At 68.1% G+C, this 25,597-nt stretch carries 25 protein-coding genes; 14 read left to right on the top strand and 11 right to left on the bottom strand.

Annotation, left to right across the window (positions count from 1 at the left end):
* A partial coding sequence (locus Q0379_RS13545; RefSeq protein ID WP_299009603.1) for an RNA degradosome polyphosphate kinase occupies window positions 1-1,822 on the top strand: 1,822 nt, incomplete at its 5' end.
* Window positions 1,823-1,845: 23 nt separating this feature from the next.
* Window positions 1,846-2,229 (top strand): hypothetical protein, encoded by a 384-nt coding sequence (locus Q0379_RS13550; RefSeq protein WP_299009605.1) that lies wholly within the window; start codon window positions 1,846-1,848, stop codon window positions 2,227-2,229.
* Here the strand turns inward: Q0379_RS13550 and Q0379_RS13555 are convergent.
* On the bottom strand, window positions 2,226-3,209 hold the full coding sequence (locus Q0379_RS13555; protein ID WP_299009608.1) for a phosphotransferase: 984 nt from the start codon (window positions 3,207-3,209) through the stop codon (window positions 2,226-2,228). The genes Q0379_RS13550 and Q0379_RS13555 overlap by 4 nt on opposite strands.
* 167 nt (window positions 3,210-3,376) lie before the next feature.
* Between Q0379_RS13555 and Q0379_RS13560 the strand changes: the two genes are divergently transcribed.
* Both Q0379_RS13560 and Q0379_RS13565 read left to right on the top strand, forming a co-directional pair.
* Window positions 3,377-4,870: a Ppx/GppA phosphatase family protein gene (locus tag Q0379_RS13560; RefSeq protein ID WP_299009610.1), complete on the top strand. Its 1,494-nt coding sequence runs from the start codon at window positions 3,377-3,379 to the stop codon at window positions 4,868-4,870.
* Window positions 4,871-5,029: 159 nt separating this feature from the next.
* Window positions 5,030-5,311: a hypothetical protein gene (locus Q0379_RS13565; protein ID WP_299009614.1), complete on the top strand. Its 282-nt coding sequence runs from the start codon at window positions 5,030-5,032 to the stop codon at window positions 5,309-5,311.
* Here Q0379_RS13565 and Q0379_RS13570 read toward each other — a convergent pair.
* On the bottom strand, window positions 5,308-7,065 hold the full coding sequence (locus tag Q0379_RS13570) for a response regulator (RefSeq protein ID WP_299009616.1): 1,758 nt from the start codon (window positions 7,063-7,065) through the stop codon (window positions 5,308-5,310). The genes Q0379_RS13565 and Q0379_RS13570 overlap by 4 nt on opposite strands.
* 122 nt (window positions 7,066-7,187) lie before the next feature.
* Window positions 7,188-8,357, bottom strand: coding sequence for a ribonuclease D (gene rnd / locus Q0379_RS13575; RefSeq protein ID WP_299009620.1), 1,170 nt, complete (start codon window positions 8,355-8,357; stop codon window positions 7,188-7,190).
* Between the two features lie 137 nt (window positions 8,358-8,494).
* On the opposite strand from rnd, the gene purM reads away from it, so the two are divergent.
* Window positions 8,495-9,520, top strand: coding sequence for a phosphoribosylformylglycinamidine cyclo-ligase (gene purM / locus Q0379_RS13580; RefSeq protein ID WP_066681332.1), 1,026 nt, complete (start codon window positions 8,495-8,497; stop codon window positions 9,518-9,520).
* Window positions 9,520-10,101 carry a phosphoribosylglycinamide formyltransferase gene (gene purN / locus Q0379_RS13585; RefSeq protein WP_299009622.1) on the top strand — a complete coding sequence of 194 codons (582 nt, stop codon included), beginning with the start codon at window positions 9,520-9,522 and terminating at the stop codon, window positions 10,099-10,101. Before purM ends, purN begins: the two co-directional genes overlap by 1 nt.
* Here purN and Q0379_RS13590 read toward each other — a convergent pair.
* Window positions 10,098-10,439, bottom strand: coding sequence for a PRC-barrel domain-containing protein (locus Q0379_RS13590; protein WP_299009624.1), 342 nt, complete (start codon window positions 10,437-10,439; stop codon window positions 10,098-10,100). The genes purN and Q0379_RS13590 overlap by 4 nt on opposite strands.
* A 160-nt stretch (window positions 10,440-10,599) precedes the next feature.
* Here Q0379_RS13590 and Q0379_RS13595 point away from each other — a divergent pair, with 160 nt between their 5' ends.
* Entirely contained in the window at window positions 10,600-11,223 is a 624-nt protein-coding gene (locus Q0379_RS13595) for a DedA family protein (RefSeq protein WP_299009626.1), read from the top strand.
* On the opposite strand, the gene Q0379_RS13600 is transcribed toward Q0379_RS13595, so the two are convergent.
* Together Q0379_RS13600 and ndk are read right to left on the bottom strand one after the other, a co-directional pair.
* Window positions 11,220-11,861, bottom strand: coding sequence for a YoaK family protein (locus Q0379_RS13600; RefSeq protein WP_299009628.1), 642 nt, complete (start codon window positions 11,859-11,861; stop codon window positions 11,220-11,222). The genes Q0379_RS13595 and Q0379_RS13600 overlap by 4 nt on opposite strands.
* An 82-nt stretch (window positions 11,862-11,943) precedes the next feature.
* Window positions 11,944-12,363, bottom strand: a complete 420-nt coding sequence (ndk, locus tag Q0379_RS13605) for a nucleoside-diphosphate kinase (RefSeq protein ID WP_099535765.1) — start codon at window positions 12,361-12,363, stop codon at window positions 11,944-11,946.
* Window positions 12,364-12,459: 96 nt separating this feature from the next.
* Between ndk and Q0379_RS13610 the strand changes: the two genes are divergently transcribed.
* Both Q0379_RS13610 and Q0379_RS13615 read left to right on the top strand, forming a co-directional pair.
* Window positions 12,460-14,334 (top strand): ABC-F family ATP-binding cassette domain-containing protein, encoded by a 1,875-nt coding sequence (locus Q0379_RS13610; protein WP_299009633.1) that lies wholly within the window; start codon window positions 12,460-12,462, stop codon window positions 14,332-14,334.
* 97 nt (window positions 14,335-14,431) lie between these two features.
* On the top strand, window positions 14,432-14,830 hold the full coding sequence (locus tag Q0379_RS13615; RefSeq protein ID WP_299009635.1) for a hypothetical protein: 399 nt from the start codon (window positions 14,432-14,434) through the stop codon (window positions 14,828-14,830).
* Window positions 14,831-14,839: 9 nt separating this feature from the next.
* On the opposite strand, the gene Q0379_RS13620 is transcribed toward Q0379_RS13615, so the two are convergent.
* The 5 genes from Q0379_RS13620 to Q0379_RS13640 all read right to left on the bottom strand — a co-directional run bounded on the left by Q0379_RS13620 (window position 14,840) and on the right by Q0379_RS13640 (window position 18,176).
* A complete protein-coding gene (locus Q0379_RS13620) occupies window positions 14,840-15,337 on the bottom strand; it encodes a hypothetical protein (protein ID WP_299009638.1) in 498 nt (165 codons plus the stop codon).
* Window positions 15,338-15,436: 99 nt separating this feature from the next.
* Entirely contained in the window at window positions 15,437-15,793 is a 357-nt protein-coding gene (locus tag Q0379_RS13625) for a cytochrome c (protein ID WP_299009641.1), read from the bottom strand.
* Between the two features lie 87 nt (window positions 15,794-15,880).
* Entirely contained in the window at window positions 15,881-16,231 is a 351-nt protein-coding gene (locus Q0379_RS13630; protein ID WP_299009645.1) for a peptidase inhibitor I78, read from the bottom strand.
* Window positions 16,228-16,692: a DNA polymerase III subunit chi gene (locus Q0379_RS13635; RefSeq protein WP_299009647.1), complete on the bottom strand. Its 465-nt coding sequence runs from the start codon at window positions 16,690-16,692 to the stop codon at window positions 16,228-16,230. Before Q0379_RS13635 ends, Q0379_RS13630 begins: the two co-directional genes overlap by 4 nt.
* A 2-nt stretch (window positions 16,693-16,694) precedes the next feature.
* Window positions 16,695-18,176, bottom strand: coding sequence for a leucyl aminopeptidase (locus Q0379_RS13640; RefSeq protein ID WP_299009650.1), 1,482 nt, complete (start codon window positions 18,174-18,176; stop codon window positions 16,695-16,697).
* 225 nt (window positions 18,177-18,401) lie between these two features.
* On the opposite strand from Q0379_RS13640, the gene lptF reads away from it, so the two are divergent.
* From lptF to pdxA, 5 genes are all read left to right on the top strand, one after another.
* Window positions 18,402-19,544 (top strand): LPS export ABC transporter permease LptF, encoded by a 1,143-nt coding sequence (lptF, locus tag Q0379_RS13645; RefSeq protein ID WP_299009653.1) that lies wholly within the window; start codon window positions 18,402-18,404, stop codon window positions 19,542-19,544.
* Window positions 19,541-20,644 carry an LPS export ABC transporter permease LptG gene (gene lptG, locus Q0379_RS13650; RefSeq protein WP_299009656.1) on the top strand — a complete coding sequence of 368 codons (1,104 nt, stop codon included), beginning with the start codon at window positions 19,541-19,543 and terminating at the stop codon, window positions 20,642-20,644. Before lptF ends, lptG begins: the two co-directional genes overlap by 4 nt.
* Entirely contained in the window at window positions 20,637-23,072 is a 2,436-nt protein-coding gene (locus tag Q0379_RS13655) for an LPS-assembly protein LptD (protein WP_299009659.1), read from the top strand. The genes lptG and Q0379_RS13655 overlap by 8 nt, the downstream gene beginning before the upstream one ends.
* A 155-nt stretch (window positions 23,073-23,227) precedes the next feature.
* A complete protein-coding gene (locus Q0379_RS13660) occupies window positions 23,228-24,598 on the top strand; it encodes a peptidylprolyl isomerase (RefSeq protein WP_299009662.1) in 1,371 nt (456 codons plus the stop codon).
* Window positions 24,595-25,596, top strand: coding sequence for a 4-hydroxythreonine-4-phosphate dehydrogenase PdxA (gene pdxA / locus Q0379_RS13665; RefSeq protein WP_299009665.1), 1,002 nt, complete (start codon window positions 24,595-24,597; stop codon window positions 25,594-25,596). The genes Q0379_RS13660 and pdxA overlap by 4 nt, the downstream gene beginning before the upstream one ends.
* Window position 25,597 lies beyond the last annotated feature (1 nt).

Consider the following 25,597-nt stretch of genomic DNA (forward strand, 5'->3'; position numbering starts at 1 on the left):
GGGCAGCGCCGCCGAGATCCTGCAGGCCTCCGGCCGGCGGGATCTCGCCCTGCTGGTACTCAAGCGCGCGCTGGAGCGACACCCCGACAACGTCAATCTGGAACTGAACCGCCTCGTCCTGCGCTGCTACCTGACCGGAATCACCGGCGACGACCTTGCCCGCACCGCCAAGGTGGCCGCGCACGGCAAGTACACGTTCCGGACCTTCGACCAGTTGCGCGAACTGGTGATGATTCCGTCATCCGTTCGCCGCTTCGTTCGCCTGCCTGGTGTCAGGCCGCGCTACATGCCGATGGAAGCGGTGCTGCGGCGCTATACCGATGTGATCTTTCCCGGCTTCAAGGTGCGCGACAGCGGCGTGTTCCGGATCATCCGCGACAGCGACATCGAAATCGAGGAAGAGGCCGAGGATCTGGTCCGTTACTTCCGCAGCGCCATCAAGCGTCGCCGGCGTGGCCGGGTGATCCGGTTGGAGGTGGAGGCGCGGATCGCCGACCCGGTCGAGGAAATGCTCCAGGTCATGCTGCAAGGGCAGGAGGCCGAGGTCGCCGAAACCGATGGATTGGTCGGCATCGCGGATCTGGCGCAAATCGTCGACGAGGACAGGCCGGACCTGAAGTTCGAGCCTTATTCCCCGCGTTTCCCAGAGCGCATTCGCGAATATGGCGGGGACTGTTTCGCGGCCATCCGGGCCAAGGACATCATCGTCCACCATCCTTATGAAAGCTTCGATGTCGTCATCGAATTCCTCAATCAGGCGGCCCGTGACCCCGACGTCGTGGCGATCAAACAGACGCTCTATCGCGCGGGCAAACAATCGGCGGTCATCAACGCGCTGATCGCCGCGGCCGAAGCGGGGAAGTCCGTCACTGCCGTCGTGGAACTGAAGGCACGTTTCGACGAGGAGCAGAACCTCTATTGGGCGAGCGCGCTGGAGCGGGCGGGCGTTCAGGTCGTCTATGGCTTCATCGAGTGGAAGACCCATGCCAAGGTTTCGATGGTGGTCCGGCGCGAGGCTGAGGCTTTTCGCACCTACTGCCATTTCGGCACCGGCAACTATCACCCGCAGACGGCGCGGGTTTACACCGACCTGTCCTTGTTCACCTGCGACCCGGCCCTGGGGCGCGACGGGGGCAAGCTGTTCAACTTCATCACCGGCTACGCCCAGCCGGGACGGCTGGAGAAGCTGTCGTTCTCGCCGATGACGCTGAAGCCGGATCTCCTGCGGATGATCGAGACCGAGGCCGACGCGGCGCGGGCCGGCAAGCCGGCCGGCATCTGGGCCAAGATGAACGCGGTGGTGGATCCGCAGATCATCGACGCCCTCTACAAGGCCAGCCAGGCGGGCGTGCAGATCGACCTCGTCGTGCGCGGCATCTGCTGCCTGCGGCCGGGCATCAAGGGCCTGTCGGAGAACATCCGGGTCAAGTCGATCGTCGGCCGCTTCCTGGAGCACGCCCGGATCGTGGCCTTCGCCAACGGCGGCGCCATGCCCAGCGCCCAGACGCGGGTGTTCATCAGCTCGGCCGACTGGATGCCGCGCAACCTGGACCGCCGGGTCGAGAGCCTGGTGCCGGTCGAGAACCCGACCGTCCACCAGCAGGTGCTGGACCAGATCATGGTCGCCAACCTCAACGACGAGGCCCAGAGCTGGAAGCTGGACAGCGAGGGCGACTACGCCCGCGACCCGGCCTGGAACAGCAAGGGCGCCTTCTCGGCCCACGACTACTTCATGACCAATCCCAGCCTGTCCGGGCGCGGCCACGGCGCCCGCGACCTGCCCCGCGCCTTCGACCACGTGGGACCCAAGCGGAAGGCCTAAGGTCCTTGGGGGTGAGGCGCGCGTTGCTGCTCCTGCCGCTGCTGCTGGCGGCCTGCGACTTCCCGACGCGCGGAGAGCAAGCCACGCTCTGCGCCGTGCAGGCCCTGCGGTCGCAGCCCGGCGTCGACCGCTTCGGCTCGGTTCCGCCGGGCGTCGAGCGCAAGGCGCAGGCCGAGGCCGTCGTCTATGGGCCGGGCGTGATGGGCGGGGCTCACATCTCCTGGTGGGGGCTCTGCACCCACCACCAGCGCACCGACACCACGGACATGATCCTGATGGGCCCCGAGCCCTGGGCCCTCACCAAGGGCGGTCCGCGCGCCAGTGGGCGGCAGGTCGCCTACGGCACCTGCTACCACAAGCGCGAGAGCGACGGCTGGCGCACCGTGGCCTGCCGGATCAACCCCTAGGTCGCGATCGCCGCCGCCTCAGCGAACGCAGGCGAAGCCAGGTTCTCGCTCGCCGTCCGCAGCCGCGCCAGGCCATAGGCCAGCCGCCCCTCGGGCGTGTCCAGCAGCGGCTCGCCCAGCGCCAGGTCTTGGTGGATCGCGTCCAGCTCGGGCCCGCCCAGGCTCGCCGCCCTCGCCTGCCCCGCCACGCCGACGATGAAGATCGCGGCGTGGAAGACATGACTGACCTGCCGGAACAGCCACAGCCTCGCCCGCTCGGCGCGAGTCGCCTCGCGTCCGAAATAGGTCGCCAGCAGCAGGGCCTCGCCGTCAGGGTCGGCGGCGAAGGTGTTGGCGATCGCGGCGAGGTCGACATAGCGGTCGGCGCGAAACGCCGCCTCCCAGTCGATCAGCCAGACCCGCCGGCCGTCATGCAGCAGATTGCGGGGATTGAGGTCGTTGTGGCTGGAGACCGGCTCCGGCGTCAGCCGCCGACAGACGACAGACAGCCGAGCCCACGGGTCGAAGGCGCCCACCGGGACGACGCCGCTCCGCCCCGCTTGGCCGACCAGATCGTCCAACCCGTCCAGATAGTCGACCAGGGGCGGAAAGCCCTCGATCGCGTGAAGCGCCCGCAGGGCGTGGCCCAGCTCGACGACCAGCTCATGTCGAGGTCCCGGATACTCCAGCACGGAGGCGCGCGCCTCGACGTGGTCGAGGATCATCACCCCGTCGTCCGCATCGGCATAGCGCACGCGCGGCGCCAGACAGGCCTCGGCGGCCAGGCGCATGCACCGATAGCTTCGTTGCGGATCGCGCAGGGCGCCACGCTCCGATGTCTCGACCCGCAGCAGATAGGCGATCCCGCCCACCCGGATCCGCCAAACTCGCGCGCCGGACAACCCGCCGGACAGTGGCGTCGCGCCGTCCAACGTTTCGGTCGCGAAGGTCGCGCGCAACGCCTTGCGGACGGCGGGGATCTGGTCGGGTGAAACGGTCATCGGCCAACTCGGTCTGAGGAGCCGCCATATTCACCCGGATAAAATAAGAGTCAATATAACCCGGGTATAAATCCCAGGCGTTTTGCAACAAGGCTTTCTCCGTGGAAAATCGCCTTCGGACGATCGGTCCCGCTTTCCCCGGCCGGGGAATACGCTAAACCACGCCCATGCCCTTCCCGGCGCCGCGCGACGCGGCCGTCATCGATATCGGCTCCAACTCGGTCCGCCTGGTGGTGTACCGCCTGGAGGGGCGCGCCATCTGGACGGTCTTCAACGAGAAGGTCCTGGCGGGCCTCGGCCGCGACCTGGCCAAGACCGGTCGCCTGTCGCCCGACGGCGTGACCCAGACCCTGCAGGCCCTGAAGCGCTTCCGCGCCGTGCTGGAAGCGGTGAACCCGGCCGAGGTGTTCGCCGTCGCCACCGCCGCCGCCCGCGACGCCGCCGATGGCCCCGACTTCATCCGCCGCGTGCGCGAGGAGACCGGCTTCACCGTCCGCGTCCTTTCGGGCGAGGAAGAGGCCCACTACGCCGCGGTCGGCGTGCTGGCCGGCGCGCCGGACGCCGAGGGCGTGGTCGGCGACCTGGGTGGCGCCAGCCTGGAGCTCGTGCGCCTGTCAGCGACCGGCGCGGGCCACGGTGTCACCCTGCCGCTTGGTCCCTTCAGCCTAGCCGGTCCCAATGGCTCAGGCTTCGACGCCGAACGCGTCCGACGCCTGGCCCGCGAGCGAATCGCCGCCGTCGCCGCCGACTTCCGAACGGACACGTTCCACGCCGTGGGCGGCGCCTGGCGCAACCTCGCCCTGCTGCACATGCGGCTGTCGGGCTATCCGCTGCATGTCGTCCACCAGTACGAGATCGGCGCCGCCGAGGCCCTGGAGGCCGCGCGCCTGGTCAGCCACCAATCGAAGAGCTCGCTGGAACGCATCGAGGGCATGAGCAAGAAGCGCTCGGAGACCCTGCCCTATGCGGCCGTGGTGCTGGAGACGCTGATCGAGCAGCTCTCCCTCAAGCGTATCGAGATCTCGGCCTATGGCGTGCGCGAGGGCCTCCTGTTCGAAGCCATGCCGCCGCGCGTGCGCAGCCTCGACCCGCTGATCGAGGGCTGCTCGGCCCTGGGCGCCAGGCAGGGCGTGGCAGACGACCTGGGCGCGGCCCTGGACGCCTGGATCGCGCCGGCCTTCCGCGAGCTGCCCGCCCTGTTCGGCGAGCGGGACGGCGTGCTGGTCTCGGCCGCCTGCCGGCTCGCGGATGTTGGCGTGAGGCTGCACCCGGACCATCGCGCCGACCTCGTCTTCGAGCAGGTGCTGCGCGCGCCGATCGCCGGCCAGACCCACGCCGAACGCTGCTTCCTGGCCGCCGCCGCCCACGCGCGCCACGCGACCAACTTCCACCCGCCCGAACTGGCCACGCTGGAGCGGCTGCTGAGCCCCGCCCAGTTGAAGCGCGCTCGGGCGCTGGGGGCCACGATCCGCCTGGCCTGCGACCTGTCGGGTCGCAGCCCCAGCCTGCTGGCCCACGCCCGCCTGAGCCTGGACAAGACCAGCCTGATGCTGGCTGCCGACCCCGGCTTCGCCGACCTGCTGCTGGGCGAGCAGACCAACAAGCGCGCCAACACGGCCGCGCAACACCTTGGCCTGAAGCCCAAGATCGTCTCAGGTTGATCTCAGGTAGAGATCGCCGCGAGATCATGTTTAATTCGGTCTTTATTTCCTCAATACGAGGAAGCCGACAACTTGTCGCACCTCTGACGGATGTTTCCAGCATGCTTTGTTAGGCATGCCCGCCCTAGCCTTCCTCAAAGACAAAGGGAGGCACCCCAGATGCTGAAGCATCGCACCCACTACCTGGACGCCATCGCCCCTCGGCCCAGCGCGACGCCGCGCTTCGAGCCGCGCATCGTCCCGCGCCCGGCCAACGACCAGGACACGCCCGTCGCTAGCGCCGCCCGCGCCCTGCAGTCCGACCTCGCCCGAGCCTTCGCGGCCAAGAACGGTTGGTCGGTCGGCCAGACCGTGGCCGCCGGGGTGATCTTCCATCTGGGCGTTTTCTGTGCGCTGGGTCTGGCGGCGGGCGCGGCCCTGGCCCAATTGGCCCGCGGCTAGGAGGCTGGGCGGTCAGCGCCCACGCCGTCTCCGAACAGGGCGACATAGAGATCGTGTGGTTTGATGGGCTTTTCCACCCAGCCCGTCATCCCCGCCTCGCGACACGCCGCGATCTCCTCTGGCGAGGCCGCGCCGGTCACCGCGATGATCGGCGTCTGGCGATTGGCGACGCCGTCGCGCAGACGACGCGAGGCTTCCAGCCCGTCCATGCCGGGCATGCGCACATCCATCAGGATGGCGTCGAAGGTCACTTCCTCGGCCGCCGCCAGCGCCGAGAGCGCATCCTCGGCGGTCTCCACCTCGGCGCCAAAGGCCTCCAGCATCCGCGCCAGGGTGCGGCGATTGATGTCATGGTCATCCACGACCAGCACCGAGAACGTCCGCTGGGGCGCGCCGAGCGCCGCGGCCGCTGCGGTGTCGACCGCCGGCGGCGGCGCGCCTTCGGGCGCCGGCAGGGTCAGGGTGAAGCAAGCGCCGCAAGCCCCGCCGTCGACGGCCTTTAGGTCTCCGCCCATCAGCCGCGCCAGATCCCGGCTGATCGCCAGGCCCAGACCCGTGCCGCCAAAAGCGCGCGCCGTCTTCAAGCCGAGCTGCTCATAAGGGCTGAACAGGCGCGCGATCTGGTCTTCGGTGAGGCCGGGCCCGGTATCGCACACCTCGATCGACACGAAGCGGCGGCTGTCGCGCGTGAGGGTGGTTACCGTCACGGTCACCTCGCCGTCGGCGGTGAACTTGATCGCGTTGCTGATCAAGTTGTTGAGCACCTGGCGCACCCGCATCGGATCGCCCCGCACCCATTGGGGGCCCGCCTGGACGCCTCGCAGGGTCAGTCGCAGGCCCTTGGCCCGCGCCGTATTGCGCCAGAACCGGACGGTGTTGGAGATCAGCGCGCGCAGATCGTGGTCGACGACCTCGACCCCCATGCGACCAGCTTCGATCTTGGAAAGGTCCAGCAGATCGTTCAGCTGGGCGCGCATCATCAACCCGGCGTCGGCGATCAGGGCGGCGGCCGCGCGATCGGCCTCACCTCCACCCTCCAGCGACGCCGCGCCGTTGACGATGGCGTTGATCGGCGTGCGCAGTTCGTGACTGACCATGGCGATGAAGGCGGACTTGGCGGCCATCTGGGCTTCGGCGGCGTGGCGGGCGGAGCGCTCGGCCTGAAGCGTGCGGCGCGACCACAGGAACGTCAGAGAAACCGTTAGGTAGAACAGCGCGACGCCCAGCACGAAGTGCGGCAGATAGGGATCATGGCCCGCGCCGACGATGGCTGGCGTGGCGACCAGATAGGCCAGATGCGGCGCGACGGCGCAGAGGAAGGCGATCAAGCAGCCCTCGGCGCCCATCAAGGCGGTGAAGACTGATCCTGAAAGCAGCAGGATAGCGCCGGCGGAGGTGACGGGCGTCCCGGCCTGCCAGAACGGAATGGCCAACGCCCCGAAGACGACGCCCATCAAGGCGTCGACGAACAGGTTGAAGCCGATCCGCCGCTCGGGCCGGCGCGAGTTCAGGAAGCCTCGGATCGCGTAGAGCTCGAGCAGCTGCACGGGCCCATAGGCCAGGATCCACGGCGCCAGGAAGGGCATGCCATGCAGGGCGAAGCCGATCAGACAGAGGCAGATGGCGACGAAGATGCGGAGCGGGATCTGCCGGCGGCGCGAAATCGCGGCGGCGCGATAATCGCCCGCTAGACGCCCCCAAAACTCACGCAACTGAACCCCCACAGGCGCGCCTCGCCTCCGCGCGCCTTTCATACCGTCAAACCTAGTCACAAGTCCGGTGGCGATTAGCGCTGGGGCTCGATTCGGGTACGTTAAGTAAACCTATGCAGGCCTAACGTCGGCAAGGAGCCCACAACTCGCCAGAAACGCGACGCCTAGCTCGCCTTGGGCGCGCGCCGGACCTCGACCACACGCACCTTGGCGCCGTCCAGGACCAGCGCCAGCTCGCCACGCTTGATCTTCAGGGCGTCGGCCCCGAAGGCGTCGCGGCGCCAGCCGGCCAGGGCCGGGGTGGCGGCGTTGTCATCGGCGGCGATCTTCTCGAGATCCGAAACCGTGGCGATCAGCTTGGAGGCGACTCCCGCCTCTTCCGCCCGCGCCTTCAGCAGGACCTTGAGCAGCTCGACGACGGCGCCGGCGTTCTGGGGCGGCGGCGGGCCAGGCTTGTCGACGACCGGGGCGTAGCCTTCCGGATCGGCCAGGGCGGCCTTGATCGCGGCCAGCAGGTCGGGACCGAACTTGCTGCCGCCGAAGCCCTTGGGCACGCCGCGCAGGTTGTTCAGCGCCTCCAGGCTGGTCGGCGCCTGGGTGGCCAGTTCGTCGATGGCCTCGTCCTTGAGGATGCGGCCGCGCGGCTGGTCGCGGTTCTGGGCCGTGCGCTCACGCCAGGCGGCCACGGCCTTGAAGACGGCCAGGTACTTGGCTTGCGTCTTGCGCGGACGCAGGCGGCGCCAGGCCTTTTCCGGATCCACGTCATAGGCGGCCGGGTCGGATATGGCGGTCATCTCCTCCTCGACCCAGGCCAGGCGCCCCGAGGTTTCCAGGCGCTCGCGCAGGATCGGGAACAGCTTGGCCAGGTGCGTGACGTCGGCCAGGGCGTAGGAGAGCTGCGCCTCGGTCAGCGGCCGGCGCGCCCAGTCGGTGAAGCGGCTGGACTTGTCGATTTCGATCCGCAGCATCTGCCGGACCAGGGCGTCATAGGCGATCTGCTCGCCAAAGCCCGCCGCCATGCCCGCCACCTGAGTGTCGAAAAGCGGCCTCGGCATGGCCTTGAGGTTGTTGAAGATCTCGACGTCCTGACGAGCGGCGTGGAACACCTTGAGAATGCGCTCGTCGCGCATCACGGCCAGCAAGGGCTCCAGGTCGATATCGTCGGCCAGAGGGTCGATGACGGCTTCGTGCGTAGGCGAAGCGACCTGGATCAGGCACAACTTGGGCCAGTACGTCGTCTCGCGCATGAACTCTGTGTCCACCGCGACGAAAGGCTCGCCCTGCAGCTCATTACAAAACGCCGCCAGCTCGGCGGTGGTGGTGATCGGCTTCATCCGCTGCTAATAGCCTCGCGCACCCCCGAGTCTGCAAGCGTCAAGACGCGCCAAGCGGGGCCGGGACGCAAAATTTCCGCGAGTTCGGAGGATGTTCCCGTCCTCCGAGAGACGACAGAGCGAGCGCCAGAGCGACCATGAGCGACCAGCCCAACGGCCTTACCTACGCCCAGGCGGGCGTCGATATCGACGCGGGCAATGCGCTCGTCGACGCGATCAAGCCCCTGGCCAAGGCCACCCGCCGTCCCGGCGCGGAAGCCAGCCTGGGCGGTTTCGGCGCCCTCTTCGACCTGAAGGCGGCCGGTTACGACGACCCGCTGCTGGTCACCACCACCGACGGCGTCGGCACCAAGCTGCGCATCGCCATCGACGCGGGCATGCACGCCACGGTCGGCATCGACCTCGTCGCCATGTGCGTCAATGACCTCTTGGCGCAAGGCGCCGAGCCGCTGATGTTCCTGGACTACTTCGCCACCGGCAAGCTGGACGTCGAGACCGCCAAGAGCGTGGTCGCCGGCATCGCCGAGGGCTGCAAGCTGTCGGGCTCGGCCCTGGTCGGCGGCGAGACGGCCGAAATGCCGGGCATGTACGGCGACGGCGAATATGACCTGGCCGGCTTCTCGGTGGGCGCGGTCGAGCGCGACGGCGTCCTGCCCAAGCTGGACAAGCAGCGCGCCGGCGACATCATCATCGGCCTGGGCTCGTCGGGTCCGCACTCGAACGGCTATTCTCTGGTGCGCCGCGTGGTCGAGCGCTCGGGTCTCTCCTGGGACGCCCCCTGCCCCTTTGAGGACGGCAAGACCCTGGCCGAGGCCCTGATGGCCCCGACCCGCATCTATGTGAAATCGCTGCTGCCCCTGCTGCAGTCGGGTCGCGTCAAGGGCGGCGCCCACATCACCGGCGGCGGCCTGATCGAGAACCCGCCGCGCGCCATCGCCGAGGGCCTGGCCGCCGAGTTCGACTGGAACGCCTGGGAAATGCCGCCCGTGTTCGACTGGCTGGCCAAGACCGGCGGCATCTCCGAGCACGAGATGCGCCGCACGTTCAACTGCGGCGTCGGCTTCATCATCATCGTCGCCCAGGCCGACGCGGAACCGGTTCTGGCCGCCCTGCTGAACGCCGGCGAGGACGCCTTCATCTGCGGCCAGCTGGTCAAGGCCTGATGGCCGGCAAGACGAAGGTCGCGGTGCTGATCTCGGGCCGGGGTTCCAACATGGAGGCCCTGGTCCGCGCGGCCCAGGCCCCGGGCTGCCCGTTCGAGATCGCGCTCGTTCTCGCCAACAAGCCCGACGCCAAGGGCCTGGAGATCGCGGCCACCGCCGGCGTCGAGGCGCTGTGCGTCGACCAGAAGCCGTTCGGCAAGGACCGCGAGGCCCACGAGCGGGCGATCGACTCGGCGCTGCGCGAACGCGGGATCGAAGTCATCGCGCTCGCCGGCTACATGCGGATCCTGACGCCCTTCCTGGTCGACGCCTGGGAAGGCCGGATGTTGAACATCCATCCGTCCCTGCTGCCGAAATATCCGGGTCTCGACACCCACGCCCGCGCCATCGCCGCCGGTGAGGTCGAGGCCGGCTGCACCGTCCACCTCGTCACGGCCGGCGTCGACGAAGGCCCGATCCTGGGCCAGGCGCGCGTGCCGATCCTGCCCGACGACGACGACCACAGCCTGGCCGAACGGGTCCTGGAACAGGAGCACAAGCTCTACGCGGCGACCCTCGCGGCGTTCGTCAAGACGCTCTAGACGACGTCGACGGGAACTTCGAAGTAGCGGTTGGACTGGTCGTCCCAGGCGTAGCCCGCGCTGCGGATCTGCTCTCGGTCATAGCTCGGAGAGCCCTTGAACCGATCCTTCGCGACGTCGGCGTGAAACGCTTTCGCCATGGGGTCGTAGCGGACGATCGTCCACGGCACCGGATGATACTTCCCCGACCCGCCGACCAGTCCGGGCGCTTCCACGATCAGGAACTCGATACGCCCCGTATCCAGGTCGACAAAAGTCTCGCGAATGTGGCCGAGCTTCGCGCCGCCCTCTCCGATTAGCGCCTGGTCCAGGATGTCCTTGCTCTTGGTGAGTGGCATTGGAGTCCTCGCTCGCGGCTCACGGTCGAGCCCTTTCACCAGGGGATAGCGTTTTGGCCGGCGTCGGGTTTCCTGGCCCCGGAGGCCGGGACCGTGTGTCGCACGCCGTAAAGGTTGTTGGGTCAGAACTTCGTCACTTTGTTTCGGCATACCAGCCCGCATGGACGCCTGGATCGCCGATCTCTTTCGAGTCGCCGCCGACAACGCCGGTTTCGCCGGCGCGATCCTGTTCGCCTTCACCCTGCTGGAGGCCCTGCTGGTCGTGGGCCTGTTGATCCCGATCCTGGGCGTCATGCTGGCCGCTGGAGCGCTGGTGGCTCAAGGCGTGCTGCATCCGGTCGAGGCGATCCTGTGGTGCAGCGCCGGGGCCGCCGTGGGCGACGCCATCTCCTATCTGATGGGCCGAGGCCTGAGCGGCCGGCGCGCCTCGCGTGTTCTGTTCGCGGGCAAGCGCCGTCTCCTGGCGCGCGCCAAGCTGCTGACCCGCCGGCACGGGGTGCTGGCCATCGCCGCCGCTCGTTATCTTGGTCCCGCCCGGCCCTTCATCCCAATCCTGGCGGGGATGTCGCGCACGCGCGGCTGGCGCTTCCAGGTCGCCAACGTGCTGTCGGCGCCGATCTGGGTGATCTCCCTGCTGGCGCCGGGCTACCTGGCCGCGCGCAATTTGGAGCTGCTTCGCACGGATCCGGCCGTAGCCATCGCCCTGGCGCTCGCCGCCGCGGCCGTGATCGGCGGCGGCTGGCTGATGGCGCGCCGGATGAACCGCGCCCCGGCTCTAGGCTAGACCGACCGCCAGCGCCGCTCGGCCCAGAGGGCGGCGGCGGTCACCACGGTCACCGCGATCCAGAGCGACGCCGCGCCGATCGTGACATAGGTCAGGGCGCCCAATGCGCCGCCGGCCGCCAATCCGGTCCACAGCAACACATAACGCAACCAGTCCGCGGGCTCGCCGCCGACCAGGGCGCCGGCAATGCGCTGTCCAGCCTTGACCAGCGCGCCGGTCATATAGGTGAGACCCACGGCGACGTCGCCGTTCTTCTGGAAGACCGCGTTCTCGGCGCCCATCGCCATGGCGACGGCGGTGATACCGGCGGTGTCGTACCCAAGCCCCAGCAGGGTCGCCCCCGCGGCAAGCAACAGCCCTTCGAGGATCAGCACCGGCGAGCGGCGGTTCTCGCCAAAGCCCCGGGCCGTCAGCGCCCCCATCACCACGCCGGCGACGAACGAGGCCACCAGGGTCAGCACCGTCGCCACCGCCGCCCAATGCCCCGTCGCCAGCCCCACGCCCAGCCGCGTGGAGTTGCCGCTCATGAACGAGACGAAGAAGCCGCCCAGCTTCAGGAAGCCGATGGCGTCGACATAGCCGGCGACGCCCGACAGCGTCACCGCCAGCATGACCTCGCCTCGCCCGTAGGACTTCATCGCCAAGCCTCAACACAAAAAGAAAGCGGCCGGATCGTCACCGATCCGGCCGCTCTTCGTCATCCGAAAAGTCTAGCTGGGATCAGCCGACGATTTCGTCTTCGGTGAAGAACTGCTCGATCTCGATCTTGGCGTTGTCCAGGCTGTCCGAGCCGTGGACCGAGTTTTCGCCGATCGACAGGGCGAACTGCTTGCGGATCGTGCCTTCGGCGGCGTTTTCCGGGTTCGTGGCGCCCATGACTTCGCGGTACTTCGCAACGGCGTTGTCGCCTTGCAGGACTTGGACGACGACCGGCTCGGCGGTCATCTGGGCGACGAGTTCGCCGTAGAACGGACGCTCGGCGTGGACTTCGTAGAACTTCTTGGCTTGGGCTTCGGTCAGCTTCACGCGACGCTGAGCGACGATGCGCAGGCCGGCGGCCTCGATCACCGCGTTGATGGCGCCGGTCAGGTTACGACGGGTGGCGTCCGGCTTGATGATCGAGAAGGTGCGTTCGGTCACGACAGTGATCTCACAGAAAAGTTGTGAATTGGGAGGTTGCGGGCTTATAGCCGTGCGCCCCGCCCTCGCCAACCCCACCGCGTACGCTTCACAAAAATGCTGCAGATCAACGACCTGACCTTTGACGCCTGGGGGCGGCGTTTCTTTGACAAGGCCACCGTCAGTCTGCCGCCCGGCGCCAAGGTCGGCCTGGTGGGCCGCAACGGCGTGGGCAAGTCCACCCTGTTCAAGCTGATCCTGGGCCACCTGCACGCCGGCGACGACGAGATCAGCCTGCCCAAGAACGCTCGCGTCGGCTCGGTTGACCAGGAGCATCCGGCCACGCCCGTCTCGCTGCTGGACACCGTCCTGGAGGCCGACGAGGAGCGCCACGCCCTGATGACGCGGCTGGAGACGGCCGATCCCGAGCACATGGGCGAGATCTGGGCCCGCCTGATCGAGATCGATTCCGACTCCGCCCCCGCTCGCGCCTCGGAAATCCTGGCGGGCCTGGGCTTTTCCCAGGAAGATCTCGCCCGGCCGATGAGCGAGTTCTCCGGCGGCTGGCGCATGCGCGTGGCCCTGGCCGCGGCCCTGTTCGCCGAGCCCGACATGCTGCTGCTGGACGAACCGACCAACTATCTCGACCTGGAAGGCGCCCTGTGGCTGGAGGCGCGTCTCCAGAAGTACCCGCACACCGCGCTGATCATCAGCCACGACCGCGAGCTCTTGAACAACAGCTGCACGCACATCCTGCATTTGGCTAACGCCAAGCTGGAGCTCTACACGGGCGGCTACGACGAGTTCGAAAAGCGCCGCGCCGAGAAGGCCCGGCTGCAACTGTCGGCCAAGGCCAAGCAGGACGCCGAGCGCGCCCACCTGCAGGCCTTCGTCGATCGCTTCAAGGCCAAGGCCTCCAAGGCCGCCCAGGCCCAGTCGCGGATGAAGCGCCTGGCGAAGATGGAGCCGGTCTCGGTGACCATCGAGGAACGGGTCGCCCCATTCACCCTGCCCTCGCCCGAAAGGCCCCTGCCCCCGCCGCTGATCCGGCTGGAGAAGGCGTTCGTCGGCTATGAGCCGGGCCGCCCGATCCTGAAGAACCTCGGCCTGCGGATGGACCTGGACGATCGCATCGGCCTCCTGGGCGTCAACGGCGCGGGCAAGTCGACCTTCGCCAAGCTGGTCGCCGGCGCGCTGGGCGTGCAGAGCGGCGAATTCCACCGCGACAAGAAGATGAAGGTCGGCTGGTTCCACCAGCACCAGATCGAGGCGATGGACCCCAACGACACGGCGCTGGAGATCATCCGCCGGGCGATGCCCGAAGCCTCGGAGGCCTCGCGCCGCTCGCGCCTCGCCCAATTCGGCCTGCCGTTCGAGAAGCAGGAGACCAAGGTCGAGTCGCTGTCAGGCGGCGAACGCGCGCGCCTGCTGTTGAACCTGGTGGCGATGGACGCCCCCCACCTCTTGATCCTGGACGAGCCGACCAACCACCTCGACATCGACAGCCGCCGGGCCTTGCTCGACGCCTTGAACGACTACATGGGCGCGGTGATCCTGATCACCCACGATCGCTCGCTGATGGAACTGGTCGCCGACCGCCTGTGGCTGGCCGCCGACGGCGCGATCAAGCCGTTCGATGGCGACATGGACGACTACGCCAAGTTCGTGCTGGAGCGCGCCAAGCAGGCCGTTAAGCCTACCCAGGTCGCCCGCGAGGCGGCCAAGGCCGCCGCGCCGGCCGCGCCTCAGCCCAAAAAGGCCGCGATCGAACCCCTGCGCCGCAAGGTCGACGCCGCCGAGCAGGTCATGAACCGCTGCACGCGCAACCTGGCCGAGCTGGACGCCCAGCTGGCCGATCCGGACTTATATGTGAAGAACCCGGGCAAGGTGGCCGAGCTGACCAAGCGCCGGGAAAACGCCAAATCCAAGCTGGACGAGGCCGAGGAAGCCTGGATGACCCTGGCCGAGGAGCTGGCCGAAGCCGAGGCTTGACTCCCGGCAAATCAGCCTCTCGAAAAACGAGAGGGTAAACGCCCCTAAACCATGAAGTTTAGTGGTTAAGAGACATCTCGCGTTCATGGTGTGCGACATGACATCGCACCCTGACCGCAACCACATCGTCGCCAACCCCGAGGGTCTTTCGGCCCAGGTGGTGCTGGAATCGTTCGGCCAATGGGTCAACGACCGGATTGGCGAAGCCATGCGGATCGAGATGGACCTGGCCTTCCGGGACCGTCCGTTCGACATCGAGATCGGCCGCTCGCCGGCCCTCGTCGGCTGGGAGCACAAGTTCATTCCGCCGGGCTCGCCCGCGCCGAAGGGCAAGATGTGGACCGTCTATCGCCTGCACGATCAGCAAGGCCGTCCGGCCCACCTGCCGCGCTCGGGCGACCTGGTCGAGGACCTGACGCCGCTGCTGGGCGAGCTGGGCTATCTGGGCGTGTTCGACGACGGCGTGGCGATGTTCCCGGGCGTCGGCAAGCGCTAGGCCTAACCTCTAGCCCTTCAGTCCCGCCGGGAGCAGCGAGGCCGCGCAGTAGCGGAAGGTCTCGCCTTCCTGGCCGCGCTTCAGGGTGAAGGTCAGATTGTCCCGAATTTCGATCGTGGCCTCCTCGCTGGATCGCGGGGCCGGGCCCGAACCCGCGTCGATGCAGGACTGTTCGATCGCATAGGACGCCCCCTGCTTTTGCAGGACGCTGATCCTGCAGTCGCGCGTATGGGCGCCATTCAGACCCTGTCCGTCATAGCGACGGATGGCGGCGTTTGGCGGGTCCGAGCACGACACGTCCGCGGCGACGAAGATCCCATGTTTCAGCGGCAGCGTTCCGCCAAGGTCGCTGGACGGCTCGACGAGGCTTTCATTCGGCGCCGGCGCGGGCGGCGAGGATGCGGTTCGCACTGATGCCTTGGCCGGCTGCGTCGGCGCCGGTCGCTCATGGCAGGCCGTGAGGGCCAGCACCGAAGCCAGCGCGACGCAGATCGTTCTTGGCGTCATCAGCAATCCTCTTTGGCCAGCGCGCCAGGATCGGGCGCTTCAGCAAGCTGCGCCCGATCAAAGGCCAAAGATGGACGAAGTTCCGTCGCCAGACGGCGCCTAGCGCTTCAGAGAGCGGATATAGGCCGTCACGTCCGCGATATCGGCCTTGCTCATCGCCTTGGCCGGCATGGAGTAATGGCCGACCTGGGTGATGGTCTCCAGCTCCCAGTCGAGGCGGTTGTCGGCGTAGCGCTTGGCGATGTCCTGAAAGGTCGGGGCGCCGGCCTTGGGGCTGACGGAGTCGCCGCGGACGGTATGGCACTCCGCGCACTCCCGCTGCGCGAAGACGCCGCCGCGGCCTGGCGATCCGGCGATGGTGTCCGCCTCGACCTTGTGGTGATCCTGCGCCCAGGCGCCGCCGCCCAAGGCGGCCGTCGCCAGAGCGAAAGTCCCAATCATCGTCGCGTATCGCATGGCGCGCCTCCAACCCTGACCAGATCCTGGCCGCATGGACAGCGTCGCGCCAGTCAGGACGTTTGCTTAAGACCTACCGAAGACGTCCTAGCCGCATTTCACCTGCTGGACGACGCCTGTGTCGGCGTTGAACAGGATGTTCAGGCGGTCGGGACGGTAGTCCATCGTCACGGGACAGGTCGTGCAGGCCACCCGCCAGCGAGAGGGATCGACCGGCGCCGGCAGGCTGGTGCGCGGCTTGCCGATGAAGGCCTGGGCGTCCTTCAGGCCGCACTGGTCCTTTTCGGGCTCGGCCGCCGGAGGCGTCGCCGGCAGGGCGATGGCCGGCGGAGCGGTCGGCGTGGTGGGGGGCGGCGGCGGCGCGGGCTCCGGCGCGCTTGAGCAGGAGGCCAGCAGCAAGGCCAGTCCAAGACCCAGTCCCGCCACGACGCGCTTCATGCCTGCTTCTCCCAACCACGCTCGGCGCCCTGGCGCCAGTACGACACCGGATGCCCCGCCTTCTTGAACACCGACCAGCGCGCGCGGGCCTCCGCAAGCGCCTGATCGTCCCGGCCGTCGAACAGCAGGATGCAGCGGGAAACCCCTGAAAGGTCTCCAGGATCCGCGCCGTCGATCAGGAAAACGGCGTCGCCGTGGTTGGGGTTGCCGTCTTCCGCCGTCAGCAGCACCGGCTGGCGCTCGGCCATGGGTTCGCTGGCCAGGCCGTGCGGCAGGAAGCTGTCCTCGCGGAAGGTCCAGAGGTGCTGGTCCAGCGCCTCGATCCGCCGGGGATCGCCACCGCGCACCAGCGCCTTCCAGCCTCTGCCCAGCGTCTTTTCCAGAAGCTCGGGCAGCACCGCCTCGAGCGGGCTGCGCTCGAGGTGATAGAACCAGACCTCGCAGGGCGCGGCTTCGGTCACGCTCAGCCTTCGTAGGCGTCGGCGACCAGGCGGTTCAACAGGCGCACGCCGAAGCCGGCGGCGCCGTCGGGCACGGTCGGATCGGTCGAGGGCTTCTTCCAGGCCACCGAGGCGATGTCGAGGTGGGCCCACGGCACGCCGTTGACGAACTTCTGCAGGAACAGGCCCGCCGTGATCGAGCCAGCGGGACGGCCGCCGATGTTCTTCATGTCGGCGATCGGGCTTTCGATCTGCTTTTCGTAAGACGCCGGCAGCGGCAGGCGCCACAGGGTCTCGCGCTCGGCCTTGCCCGCCGCGAGAAGTTTTTCGGACAAGCCGTCGTTATTACTGAACAAACCGGCGTAGTCATGACCCAGCGAGATGATGATCGCGCCGGTCAGGGTGGCCAGGTCGATCATGAACTGAGGCTTGAAGCGCTCTTGCGTGTACCAGAGCGCGTCGGCCAGCACGAGGCGCCCCTCGGCGTCGGTGTTGATCACCTCGATCGTCTGGCCCGACATCGAGGTGACCACGTCGCCCGGACGCTGGGCGTTGCCGTCGGGCATGTTTTCGACGAGGCCCAGCACGCCGATCGCGTTGACCTTGGCCTTGCGCCCGGCCAGGGCGTGCATGACGCCGGTCACGGCGGCCGCGCCGCCCATGTCCCACTTCATGTCTTCCATGCCCTCGGCGGGCTTGATCGAGATGCCGCCGGTGTCGAAGCAGACGCCCTTGCCGACGAAGGCGATCGGCTGGGCCGACTTATCGGCAGCGCCCATCCACTTCATGATGACCAGCTGGCTCTCGCGGACGCTGCCCTGCCCCACGCCCAGCAGGCTGCCCATGCCCAGCTTGGCCATCTCGGCCTCGCCCAGGATTTCGACTTCCAGGCCCAGGCTCTCGAGGCTCTTGGCGCGGGCGGCGAATTCTTCCGGATGCAGGATGTTGGCCGGCTCGGAGACGAGGTCGCGGCTGAAGACGATGGCGTCGGCCAGGGCCGAGAGCGGCTCATAGGCCTTCTGGGCCTTGACCGGGTCCGCGGCGGCGACCTTGACCACCTGCACCGAGGGCTTCTTCTCGGCCTTCTCGGTGGTGCGATACTTGTCGAAGCGATAGGCGGCCAGGCGCGCGCCGAAGGCGGCGCGGGCCGCGCTCTCGGCGTCGGCGCCCATCTTCAGGACCAGCTCGGCCACGCCCGAGGTCTTCACGGCCTGGTAGGCGGCGGCGGCGGCGGTCTCGACCGCTTCGGGTTCGACGGCGCCCGAACCATCGACCCCGACCACCACGACGCGGGCGGCTTCCAGGCCGTGCGGCGCGACGAGGTCGAGGGTCTGGCCCTTGGCGCCCGTGAAGCGGCCGCCGGCGATGGCGCGGGCGATGGCGCCGCCGCTGGCTTCGTTCGCCGCCTTGGCCTCGGGCGAGAGGGCCGCGCCCTCATGGGCCAGAACCGCGAGGGCGGCCGTGGCGCCGGCCTGGGTGTCGACGGGAACGAACTCGATACGCATTCCGCGCTCCTGCATCTGGGCGACTTTTCGCGGGCGTCGCGATGGCCGCGCGCCCCTGCTTCAACAAGCGGGCATAGTCCAATGCCGCGCCTTAGAAAAGGCTCCGTTCGGCCCCAGTCGGAACGGCCAAGTCAGGTCCCCGGATTGCGCCGACGCAAAGGCCCCGTGTAGAACGGCGCATCTTCGGGGTTCGTCCCACGAATCCATTCCCCCGAACCCGTCTTCATGCGCCTCATCGAACGCTATCTCTTCCGCCAGTTGCTGGGTCCGACGCTTCTGGCGACCGCGGCCCTGGTGGCGCTCGCCTTGTTGGCGCGCAGCCTGTCGGAGTTCGACGTGCTGGTGGAGCAGCGCCAGAGCGCGGTGGTGTTCCTGAAGATCATCCTCTTGGCCCTGCCCCAGCTGCTGGCGATCATGATGCCGCTGGCCCTGTTCGTGGCGGCGCTGGTGGCGCTAAATCGCCTGCACACCGAACAGGAGATCGTCGTCTGCTTCGCCGGCGGCATGAGCCGCTGGGCCGTGATCTCGCCCGCCATGCGTCTGGCCGTTCTGGCCGCCCTGATCGCGCTGGTCTCGGGCCTCTGGCTGCAGCCCTGGAGCGCGCGCCAGATCCGTGAGACGGCGTTCGAGATCAAGACGGACGTGGCCTCGACGCTCGTCCAGCCGGGCCAGTTCACCGAGCCGGGTCCGGGCCTGACGGTCTACGCCCAGTCGATCGACCGCGACAACAAGATCCAGAACCTCTTCATCCACCAGGAAATGCCCAACGGCGGGGCCTCGACCTATTCCGCGCGCGAAGCCGAGATCGCCACCCGCAAGGGTCAGCCGGTGCTGATCATGCGGCATGGGTCAAACCAGCAGTTCTCGCGCCAGGGCGTTCTACAATACACCACGTTCGACGAGTATACCTTCGATCTGTCCAGCCTGTTCCGCAGCGACGAGCTGTTGCACTACAAGATCGCCGACCGCTATCCGCACGAGCTGTTCTTCCCCGACCTGACTCAGGACTGGGAGCGCCAGAACAAGGACAAGATGCTGGCCGAGGGACACTCGCGCTTCGCCGGCCCGCTCTACAACCTGGCGCTGATGGCCATGGCCCTGGCGGCGGTGATCGGCGGCCCCTTCAGCCGCATGGGCTATGGCAAGCGGATCGCCGCCGTCGGCGCCGCCGCGGGCGTCGTCCGCATCATCGGCTTCGGCGTGCAGGCGGCTTGCGCCGACAGTCCCGAGCTCAACGTCCTGCAGTATGCCGTGCCGTTGACGGCGATGGGCTGGGGCTTTTCGCAGATCTTCCGCCAGAAGGTCTCGCGCCGTCGCGCCGCCAAGCTGGCCAAGCAGGCCCCCGCCTACACGGGGGGCGCCGCATGATCACCATGGGCATGCTCGAACGCTACGTGCTCAAGCGCACCATGAGCGCCCTGGTCGGCGCCCTGGCCGTGCTGGGCGCGATGGTGATGCTGATCGCCTTCGTGGATATCGCGCGCAATGTCGGCACGCGCGCGGACGCCAGCTTCTTCCAGCTGCTGTACCTGACCGTGCTGCAGGCCCCGGCGACCATCCTGGTGCTGGCGCCGTTCGTCTTCCTGTTCGGCACCATGTGGGCGTTCGTCGAGCTCAATCGGCGCAGCGAGCTGATCGCCATGCGCGCCGCCGGCGTTTCGGCCTGGCGGTTCATCATGCCGGCCGCCGCCGCGTCCTTCGTGATCGGCCTTCTGACCATCACCCTGCTCAACCCGCTCACCACGGCGATGACCGCGCGTTTCGAGACCGAGCGCGATCACCTGATGAACGGCTATCTGAAAGACACGCCGAAGGGCACCTGGCTGCGCCAGGGCGACGATAAGACCCAGATCGTCATCCGGGCCCGTGGCCGCGACATCATCGACGGCTCCGTGCGCCTGCGCAGCGTGTCACTGTTCGTCTACACGCTGAACAAGAAGGGCGTGATGGACTTCACGCGCCGGATCGAGGCCAACGAGGCGCGGCTGGAGCCTGGCTTCTGGCGCCTGACCGGCGTGCGCGAGGCCACGCCAGGGGCCGGCGCGATCCGCTCGGACAGCCTGTCGATCCCGTCCAACCTCGACGACCGCACCGCGTCCGAGCGCTTCAACACGCCCCAGGCCGTGGCGTTGTGGCGCCTGCCGGCGACCATCAAACGCGCCGAGGACGCCGGCTTCTCGGCCGCGCCGTTCAAGCTGCGCCTGCAGCAGGACCTGGCGACGCCCCTGCTCTTCTCGGCCATGTCGGTGCTGGCGGCGGCGTTCTCGCTGCGGCTGATGCGCCTGGGCGGCCTGGCGGCGCTCGCCGGTTCGGGCGTCGCGCTAGGCTTCGGGTTCTTTTTCTTCAACGAGCTGTGCAGCACCTTGGGCAAGGCCGACGTTCTGGCCCCGTCCATCGCCGCCTGGACACCGCCGATCGTGGCGCTTTTGGCGGGCTTCACTTTGCTTTGCTATACGGAAGATGGGTGAGTCATTGCTTCCAGGGTCATTCATGACTGAACAGCGTCCCAGCACGTCGTCGGCCGGCCGCGCCCTGCTTCTGGGCGGCGGCGCCTGGCTGGCGCTCGCCTGCGCGGGCGCGGCTCACGCCCAGACCAGCCTGGCGTCGATTCCGCAGGTCCCCACCGTCCCCGCGGCCCCGACCGACGGCCTGGGCGATGACGGCTACTACCTGGAATCCGACCTGCTGATCCGCGACGACCAGGCGCAGAAGATGACGGCGCGCGGCTCGGTCGAGGCGCGCTATCAAGGCCGCACCCTGCGCGCCGACGAAGTGGTCTATGACACCAAGACCGGCACGGTGGTCGCCAACGGCCACGTCCAGCTGATTAACACCGACGGCACCGCCGAATTCGCCGACCATCTTGAGGTGGACGAGGACATGAAGGCCGGCTTCGCCCGGAACTTCTCGGCGCGCCTCGGCGACAATGTGAAGGTCGCCGCCGCGACCGCGGTGCGGCGCAACGCCAACATCCAGGAGCTGAACAGCGCCATCTACACCCCTTGCGAGGTGTGCGCCGAGAAGCCGACGCCGACGTGGTCCGTTCAGGCCGATCGCATCGTCCAGGATAAGAAGCGCCAGCTGATCTACTACAAGAACGCGGTCATCCGGGTCTGGGGCGCCCCGATCCTGTACATGCCGCTGTTCTGGCACCCCGATCCCCAGGCCAAGCGCAGCTCGGGCTTCCTAGCGCCCAAGATCACCCCCTACTCCAAGAGCCGAGGCCTCTCGTACGAGCAGCCCTATCTCTACGTGATCTCGCCCTCTTCGGACGTGGTGGTCACGCCTCAGATCAACACCAAGGTGAACCCGTTCCTGAACGTGGATTACCGCAAGCGCTTCTATTCGGGCATGCTCGAGGCGCGCGGCGGCGTCACCTACGACAAGGACTTCGATATCCACGGCGACCGCTTCGGCAAGGCCAGCGCGCGCAGCTACATCCTGGCCAGCGGCAAGTTCGACATCGACCAGAACTGGAAGTGGGGCTTCTCGGCCGAACGCGCCTCCGACGCCCTGATCTTCGACCGCTACAAGATCAACGACGTCTACCAGCAGCGCGGACTGTTCACGAGCGACGACCACCGGCTGGTCTCGCAGATCTACACGACCCGTCAGGCCCAGCGATCCTGGTTCTCGGCCTCGGCCGTCTCGGTCCAAGGGCTGCGGGTCGTCGGTCTCAACCCGAACGGCACGGCCAACGCGTTCGAGAACAGCGGCGCCTTTCCGCTGATCGGCCCGCTGGTCGAGGCGCGCTGGGAGCCGGACTCGCCGGTGTTGGGCGGTCGTCTGCGCCTGCAAGGCGCCGGGGTCATGCTGAACCGATCGGAATCGCAGTTCGGCGAGGCCCCGTATTATCTCGGCGCCTACAAGGGCCAGGACGGGGTCGACTCCAGCCGCGCCAGCCTCAAGGCTGACTGGCGGACCAGCACGATCGTCGGCAACGGCCTCAAGGTCTCGCCCTTCGCCCAAGCCCGCGCCGACGCCTATTCGATCAAGACCTACCTGACCGCCGCGTCCGCCGCGCTGGGCGACGACGACAAGCAGACCTACACCCGTTCCCTGGGCGTCGCCGGGGTCGATTTCAGCCTGCCGCTGTACAAGGCGCTGGCCAATGGCGGCAGCGTCGTGCTGGAGCCCCTGGCCCAGGTCGCCGTCGGGTCGGAGAGCTCGCGCGTGCCGGTCGTGGTCGCGCGCGACGGAACCAAGACCTACCTCTACAACGAAGACAGCGCGACGCTGGAATTCGACGAGACCAACCTGTTCCAGGCCAACAAGTCGCCGGGCTTCGACCTCTATGAGGGCGGTCAGCGGCTGAACGTCGGGGGTCGCGCCACCTACGCCCTGCCGGACGGTCGTGGCGGCAGCCTCCTGGTCGGCCGCAGCTTCCGCACCAAGTTCGACCCGCTGCTGCCGGCCCGCACGGGCCTGCAGAGCAAGTCCTCCGACTGGATCGTTTCGGCCACGGTCACGCCAATCCGGGGGATCACCGCTTTCGCTCGTACGCGCTTGGATTCAGACACTCAGGAAATCCACCGCATCGAAACCGGGATCGACGCCTATACGCAGCGCGGCTGGGGCACGATTCGCTACCTGAAGGACGAGTTGGACGCCAACGGCAACCAGCAGGAAAACTTCGAGGCCCGCGGCGAGCTAAAGCTGACCCAGAAGTGGTCGGTGACGGCCTTCGGCCAACGCGACATGGTCGCCGATGTCTGGCGTCGCCGAGATCTGGGCGTGGCCTATACCGACGACTGCATCCGCATCGACGTGATCTATCAGCAGGAAGACCGTTACGCCTCGACGGCGACGGGGATCCGGTTGCAGCCTGATCGAACGATCACGTTCCGCCTAACGCTCGCCACATTGGGTGATACAGGGTACAGCTCGAACAAGTAACCGCGCTTGGGGGCGTGCGGGTGTGGCCCGCATGCCTGCTGGCGTGTCTCGGGGCGACGACCAAAAGCCGGCATCGGCAAGCGCCGTCTTCGAAACCATGATAACCGACCGCGCTCCCCAGGGGGCGGCCTGGGCCTAGAGGAACGACACTATCCATGCGGTCTGCGCGTAGCGTGACGACTTTCGCGGCCGGCGCCGCGTCCATTCTGGCCCTGACGGCGGCGAGCTTGGCCCCGCCCGCCCTGGCCCAGGAGCAAGCCGGCGCGCCGCCGCAGGTCGAGGCTCCTCCGGCCGGGCCGCAAGCGCCGGCTCAGCCCGCCGCCCCCGCGCCGCTGTCGGAAAGCGTCGCCGCCGTCGTCAATGACGACATCATCTCCAGCTACGACCTGATGCAGCGCATGCGCCTGCTGATGGCCACGTCGGGCATGCAGCCCACGCAGGAGAACCTGCCGCAGATCCAGCAGGAAGCTCTGCGCTCCCTGATCGACGAGCGCCTGCAGATGCAGGAACTGCGCCGCGTCGAGAAGCAGCAGAAGATCACGATCATCTCGACCGACAAGGAAGTCGACGAGCAGGTCGCCGACATCGCCCAGTCCAACAAGATGACCCCCGACCAGCTGAAGCAGTCGCTGGTGCAGCAAGGCATCGGGCTCGACACCTGGCGCGCCCAGCTGCGGGCCGACTCCAGCTGGCAGTCTTGGATCCAGGGCCGTTACGGGTCGCGCCTGCGGATCGGCGAGGACCAGATCAAGGCCTATCAGCGTCGCCTCGCCGAGTCGGCCGCCAAGCCGCAGTACCAGATCAGCGAAGTCTTCCTGGACGCCAGCCGCGTGGGCGGCATGGAGGTCGCCCTCAACGGCGCCGCCCAGCTGATCACCCAGATGCAGCAAGGCGCGCCCTTCGCGGCCGTGGCCCGTCAGTTCTCGGGCTCGGCCACCGCGGCCAATGGCGGCGACGTGGGCTGGATCAGCCAGGGCGAGATGCCCGCCGAGGTCGACGAGGCCCTGGAGCAACTGCGTCCGGGCCAGCTGTCGCGTCCGATCCAGGTCAAGGACGGCGTCTACATCATCTATCTGCGCGACAAGCGCGCGGGCTCCAAGACCGCCATCGTCGATCTCAAGCAGGTGGCCGCGCCCCTGCCGGCGAACGCGACCGAGGCCCAGATCGCGGCGGCCACCAAGCTGCTGACGGACCTGAAGCCCAAGATCACCAGCTGCCAGACCTTGGAAACCGTCGCCGGTAAGGTCGACGGCCTTGTGGCGGGCGACCTGGGCGAGGCCGAGATCACCGATCTGGCCCCCGCGTTCCAGGAAGCGGCCAACAAGCTTGACGTCGGCCAGATCTCCGATCCGATCCGCACCGACGCCGGCCTGCACCTGATCGCGGTCTGCGGCAAGCGCCAGGGCGGCGCCAACGCCCCGACCCACGACCAGATCGAAAACCGCCTGCGCGGCCAGCAGCTGGCGCTGATCTCCAAGCGCTACCTGCGCGACCTGCGCAACCAGGCGACCATCGAGACCCGGTGACGACACGCCCGCTCGCTCTCAGCGCCGGCGATCCGGCCGGCGTCGGCGGCGAAATCATCGCCAAGGCCTGGCGCGCGCTTCGTGAGGACGGGCCGCCCTTCGTGGTGATCGGCGACGCCCAGCTACTGGCCTCGGCCGGCGGCGGCGTGAAGGTGCGCGCGATCACTCGCCCGCGCGAGGTGCTGGAGGTGTTCGCCGAGGCGCTTCCGGTCATCGACATCCCTCTGCTCTCGCCGATCGTCGCGGGCCAGCCTTCGCCGACCTATGCGCCGCAGGTGATCCGCTGGATCGAGACCGGCGTTGGCCTGGCGCTGTCGGGCGAGGTGGCGGGCCTGGTGACCGCGCCGATCGCCAAGGCGCCGCTCTACGACGCCGGTTTCAAGTTCCCCGGCCACACCGAGTTCCTGGCCGAGCTGACCGCCGCCGAGCGTTTCGAAGGGCCGCGCGGCCCGGTGATGATGCTGGCGGCCGGCGACCTGCGCACGACCCTCGCCACCATTCACACGTCGATCGCCAAGGTCCCGGGCGCTCTGACGATCGAGGGGATCGTCAACACCGGCCTCGTCACCGCCGACGCCCTGCGTCGCGATTTCGGGATCGCCGCGCCGCGCCTCGCCATCGCCGGCCTGAACCCTCACGCGGGCGAAGGCGGCGCGATCGGCCGCGAGGAGATCGAGATCATCGCCCCCGCCGTCGAGCGGCTTCGCGCCTTGGGCGTCGACGCTCAAGGCCCCTCGCCCGCCGACACCCTGTTCCACGCCGAGGCGCGCGCCCGCTATGATGGGGTGCTGTGCATGTATCACGACCAGGCCTTGATCCCGGTGAAGATGCTGGACTTCTGGGGCGGCGTGAATATCACCCTAGGCCTGCCGATCGTCCGGACCTCGCCCGACCACGGCACGGGCTTCGACATCGCTGGACGCGGTATCGCCCGTCCCGATAGCCTGATCGCCGCCATCAAGCTGGCGGCCGAGATCGCCGCCCGCCGCGGCGCTTGAG

This window comes from uncultured Caulobacter sp., from assembly GCF_937900395.1.
GTDB lineage: Bacteria > Pseudomonadota > Alphaproteobacteria > Caulobacterales > Caulobacteraceae > Caulobacter.

Bases quoted from the DNA above. Each gene is read 5' to 3' on its own strand.
- Q0379_RS13565 (WP_299009614.1), top strand. From the start codon at position 5,030: ATGCTGAAGCATCGCACCCACTACCTGGACGCCATCGCCCCTCGGCCC.
- Q0379_RS13595 (WP_299009626.1), top strand. From the start codon at position 10,600: ATGGACGCCTGGATCGCCGATCTCTTTCGAGTCGCCGCCGACAACGCC.
- lptG (WP_299009656.1), top strand. From the start codon at position 19,541: ATGATCACCATGGGCATGCTCGAACGCTACGTGCTCAAGCGCACCATG.
- Q0379_RS13560 (WP_299009610.1), top strand. From the start codon at position 3,377: ATGCCCTTCCCGGCGCCGCGCGACGCGGCCGTCATCGATATCGGCTCC.
- Q0379_RS13620 (WP_299009638.1), bottom strand. From the start codon at position 15,337: ATGACGCCAAGAACGATCTGCGTCGCGCTGGCTTCGGTGCTGGCCCTC.
- Q0379_RS13630 (WP_299009645.1), bottom strand. From the start codon at position 16,231: ATGAAGCGCGTCGTGGCGGGACTGGGTCTTGGACTGGCCTTGCTGCTG.
- Q0379_RS13655 (WP_299009659.1), top strand. From the start codon at position 20,637: ATGGGTGAGTCATTGCTTCCAGGGTCATTCATGACTGAACAGCGTCCC.
- Q0379_RS13590 (WP_299009624.1), bottom strand. From the start codon at position 10,439: ATGCCACTCACCAAGAGCAAGGACATCCTGGACCAGGCGCTAATCGGA.
- Q0379_RS13640 (WP_299009650.1), bottom strand. From the start codon at position 18,176: ATGCGTATCGAGTTCGTTCCCGTCGACACCCAGGCCGGCGCCACGGCC.
- rnd (WP_299009620.1), bottom strand. From the start codon at position 8,357: ATGAAGCCGATCACCACCACCGCCGAGCTGGCGGCGTTTTGTAATGAG.
- Q0379_RS13555 (WP_299009608.1), bottom strand. From the start codon at position 3,209: ATGACCGTTTCACCCGACCAGATCCCCGCCGTCCGCAAGGCGTTGCGC.
- lptF (WP_299009653.1), top strand. From the start codon at position 18,402: ATGCGCCTCATCGAACGCTATCTCTTCCGCCAGTTGCTGGGTCCGACG.
- purM (WP_066681332.1), top strand. From the start codon at position 8,495: ATGAGCGACCAGCCCAACGGCCTTACCTACGCCCAGGCGGGCGTCGAT.
- Q0379_RS13570 (WP_299009616.1), bottom strand. From the start codon at position 7,065: ATGAAAGGCGCGCGGAGGCGAGGCGCGCCTGTGGGGGTTCAGTTGCGT.
- purN (WP_299009622.1), top strand. From the start codon at position 9,520: ATGGCCGGCAAGACGAAGGTCGCGGTGCTGATCTCGGGCCGGGGTTCC.
- Q0379_RS13600 (WP_299009628.1), bottom strand. From the start codon at position 11,861: ATGAAGTCCTACGGGCGAGGCGAGGTCATGCTGGCGGTGACGCTGTCG.
- Q0379_RS13660 (WP_299009662.1), top strand. From the start codon at position 23,228: ATGCGGTCTGCGCGTAGCGTGACGACTTTCGCGGCCGGCGCCGCGTCC.
- Q0379_RS13615 (WP_299009635.1), top strand. From the start codon at position 14,432: ATGACATCGCACCCTGACCGCAACCACATCGTCGCCAACCCCGAGGGT.
- Q0379_RS13610 (WP_299009633.1), top strand. From the start codon at position 12,460: ATGCTGCAGATCAACGACCTGACCTTTGACGCCTGGGGGCGGCGTTTC.
- Q0379_RS13625 (WP_299009641.1), bottom strand. From the start codon at position 15,793: ATGCGATACGCGACGATGATTGGGACTTTCGCTCTGGCGACGGCCGCC.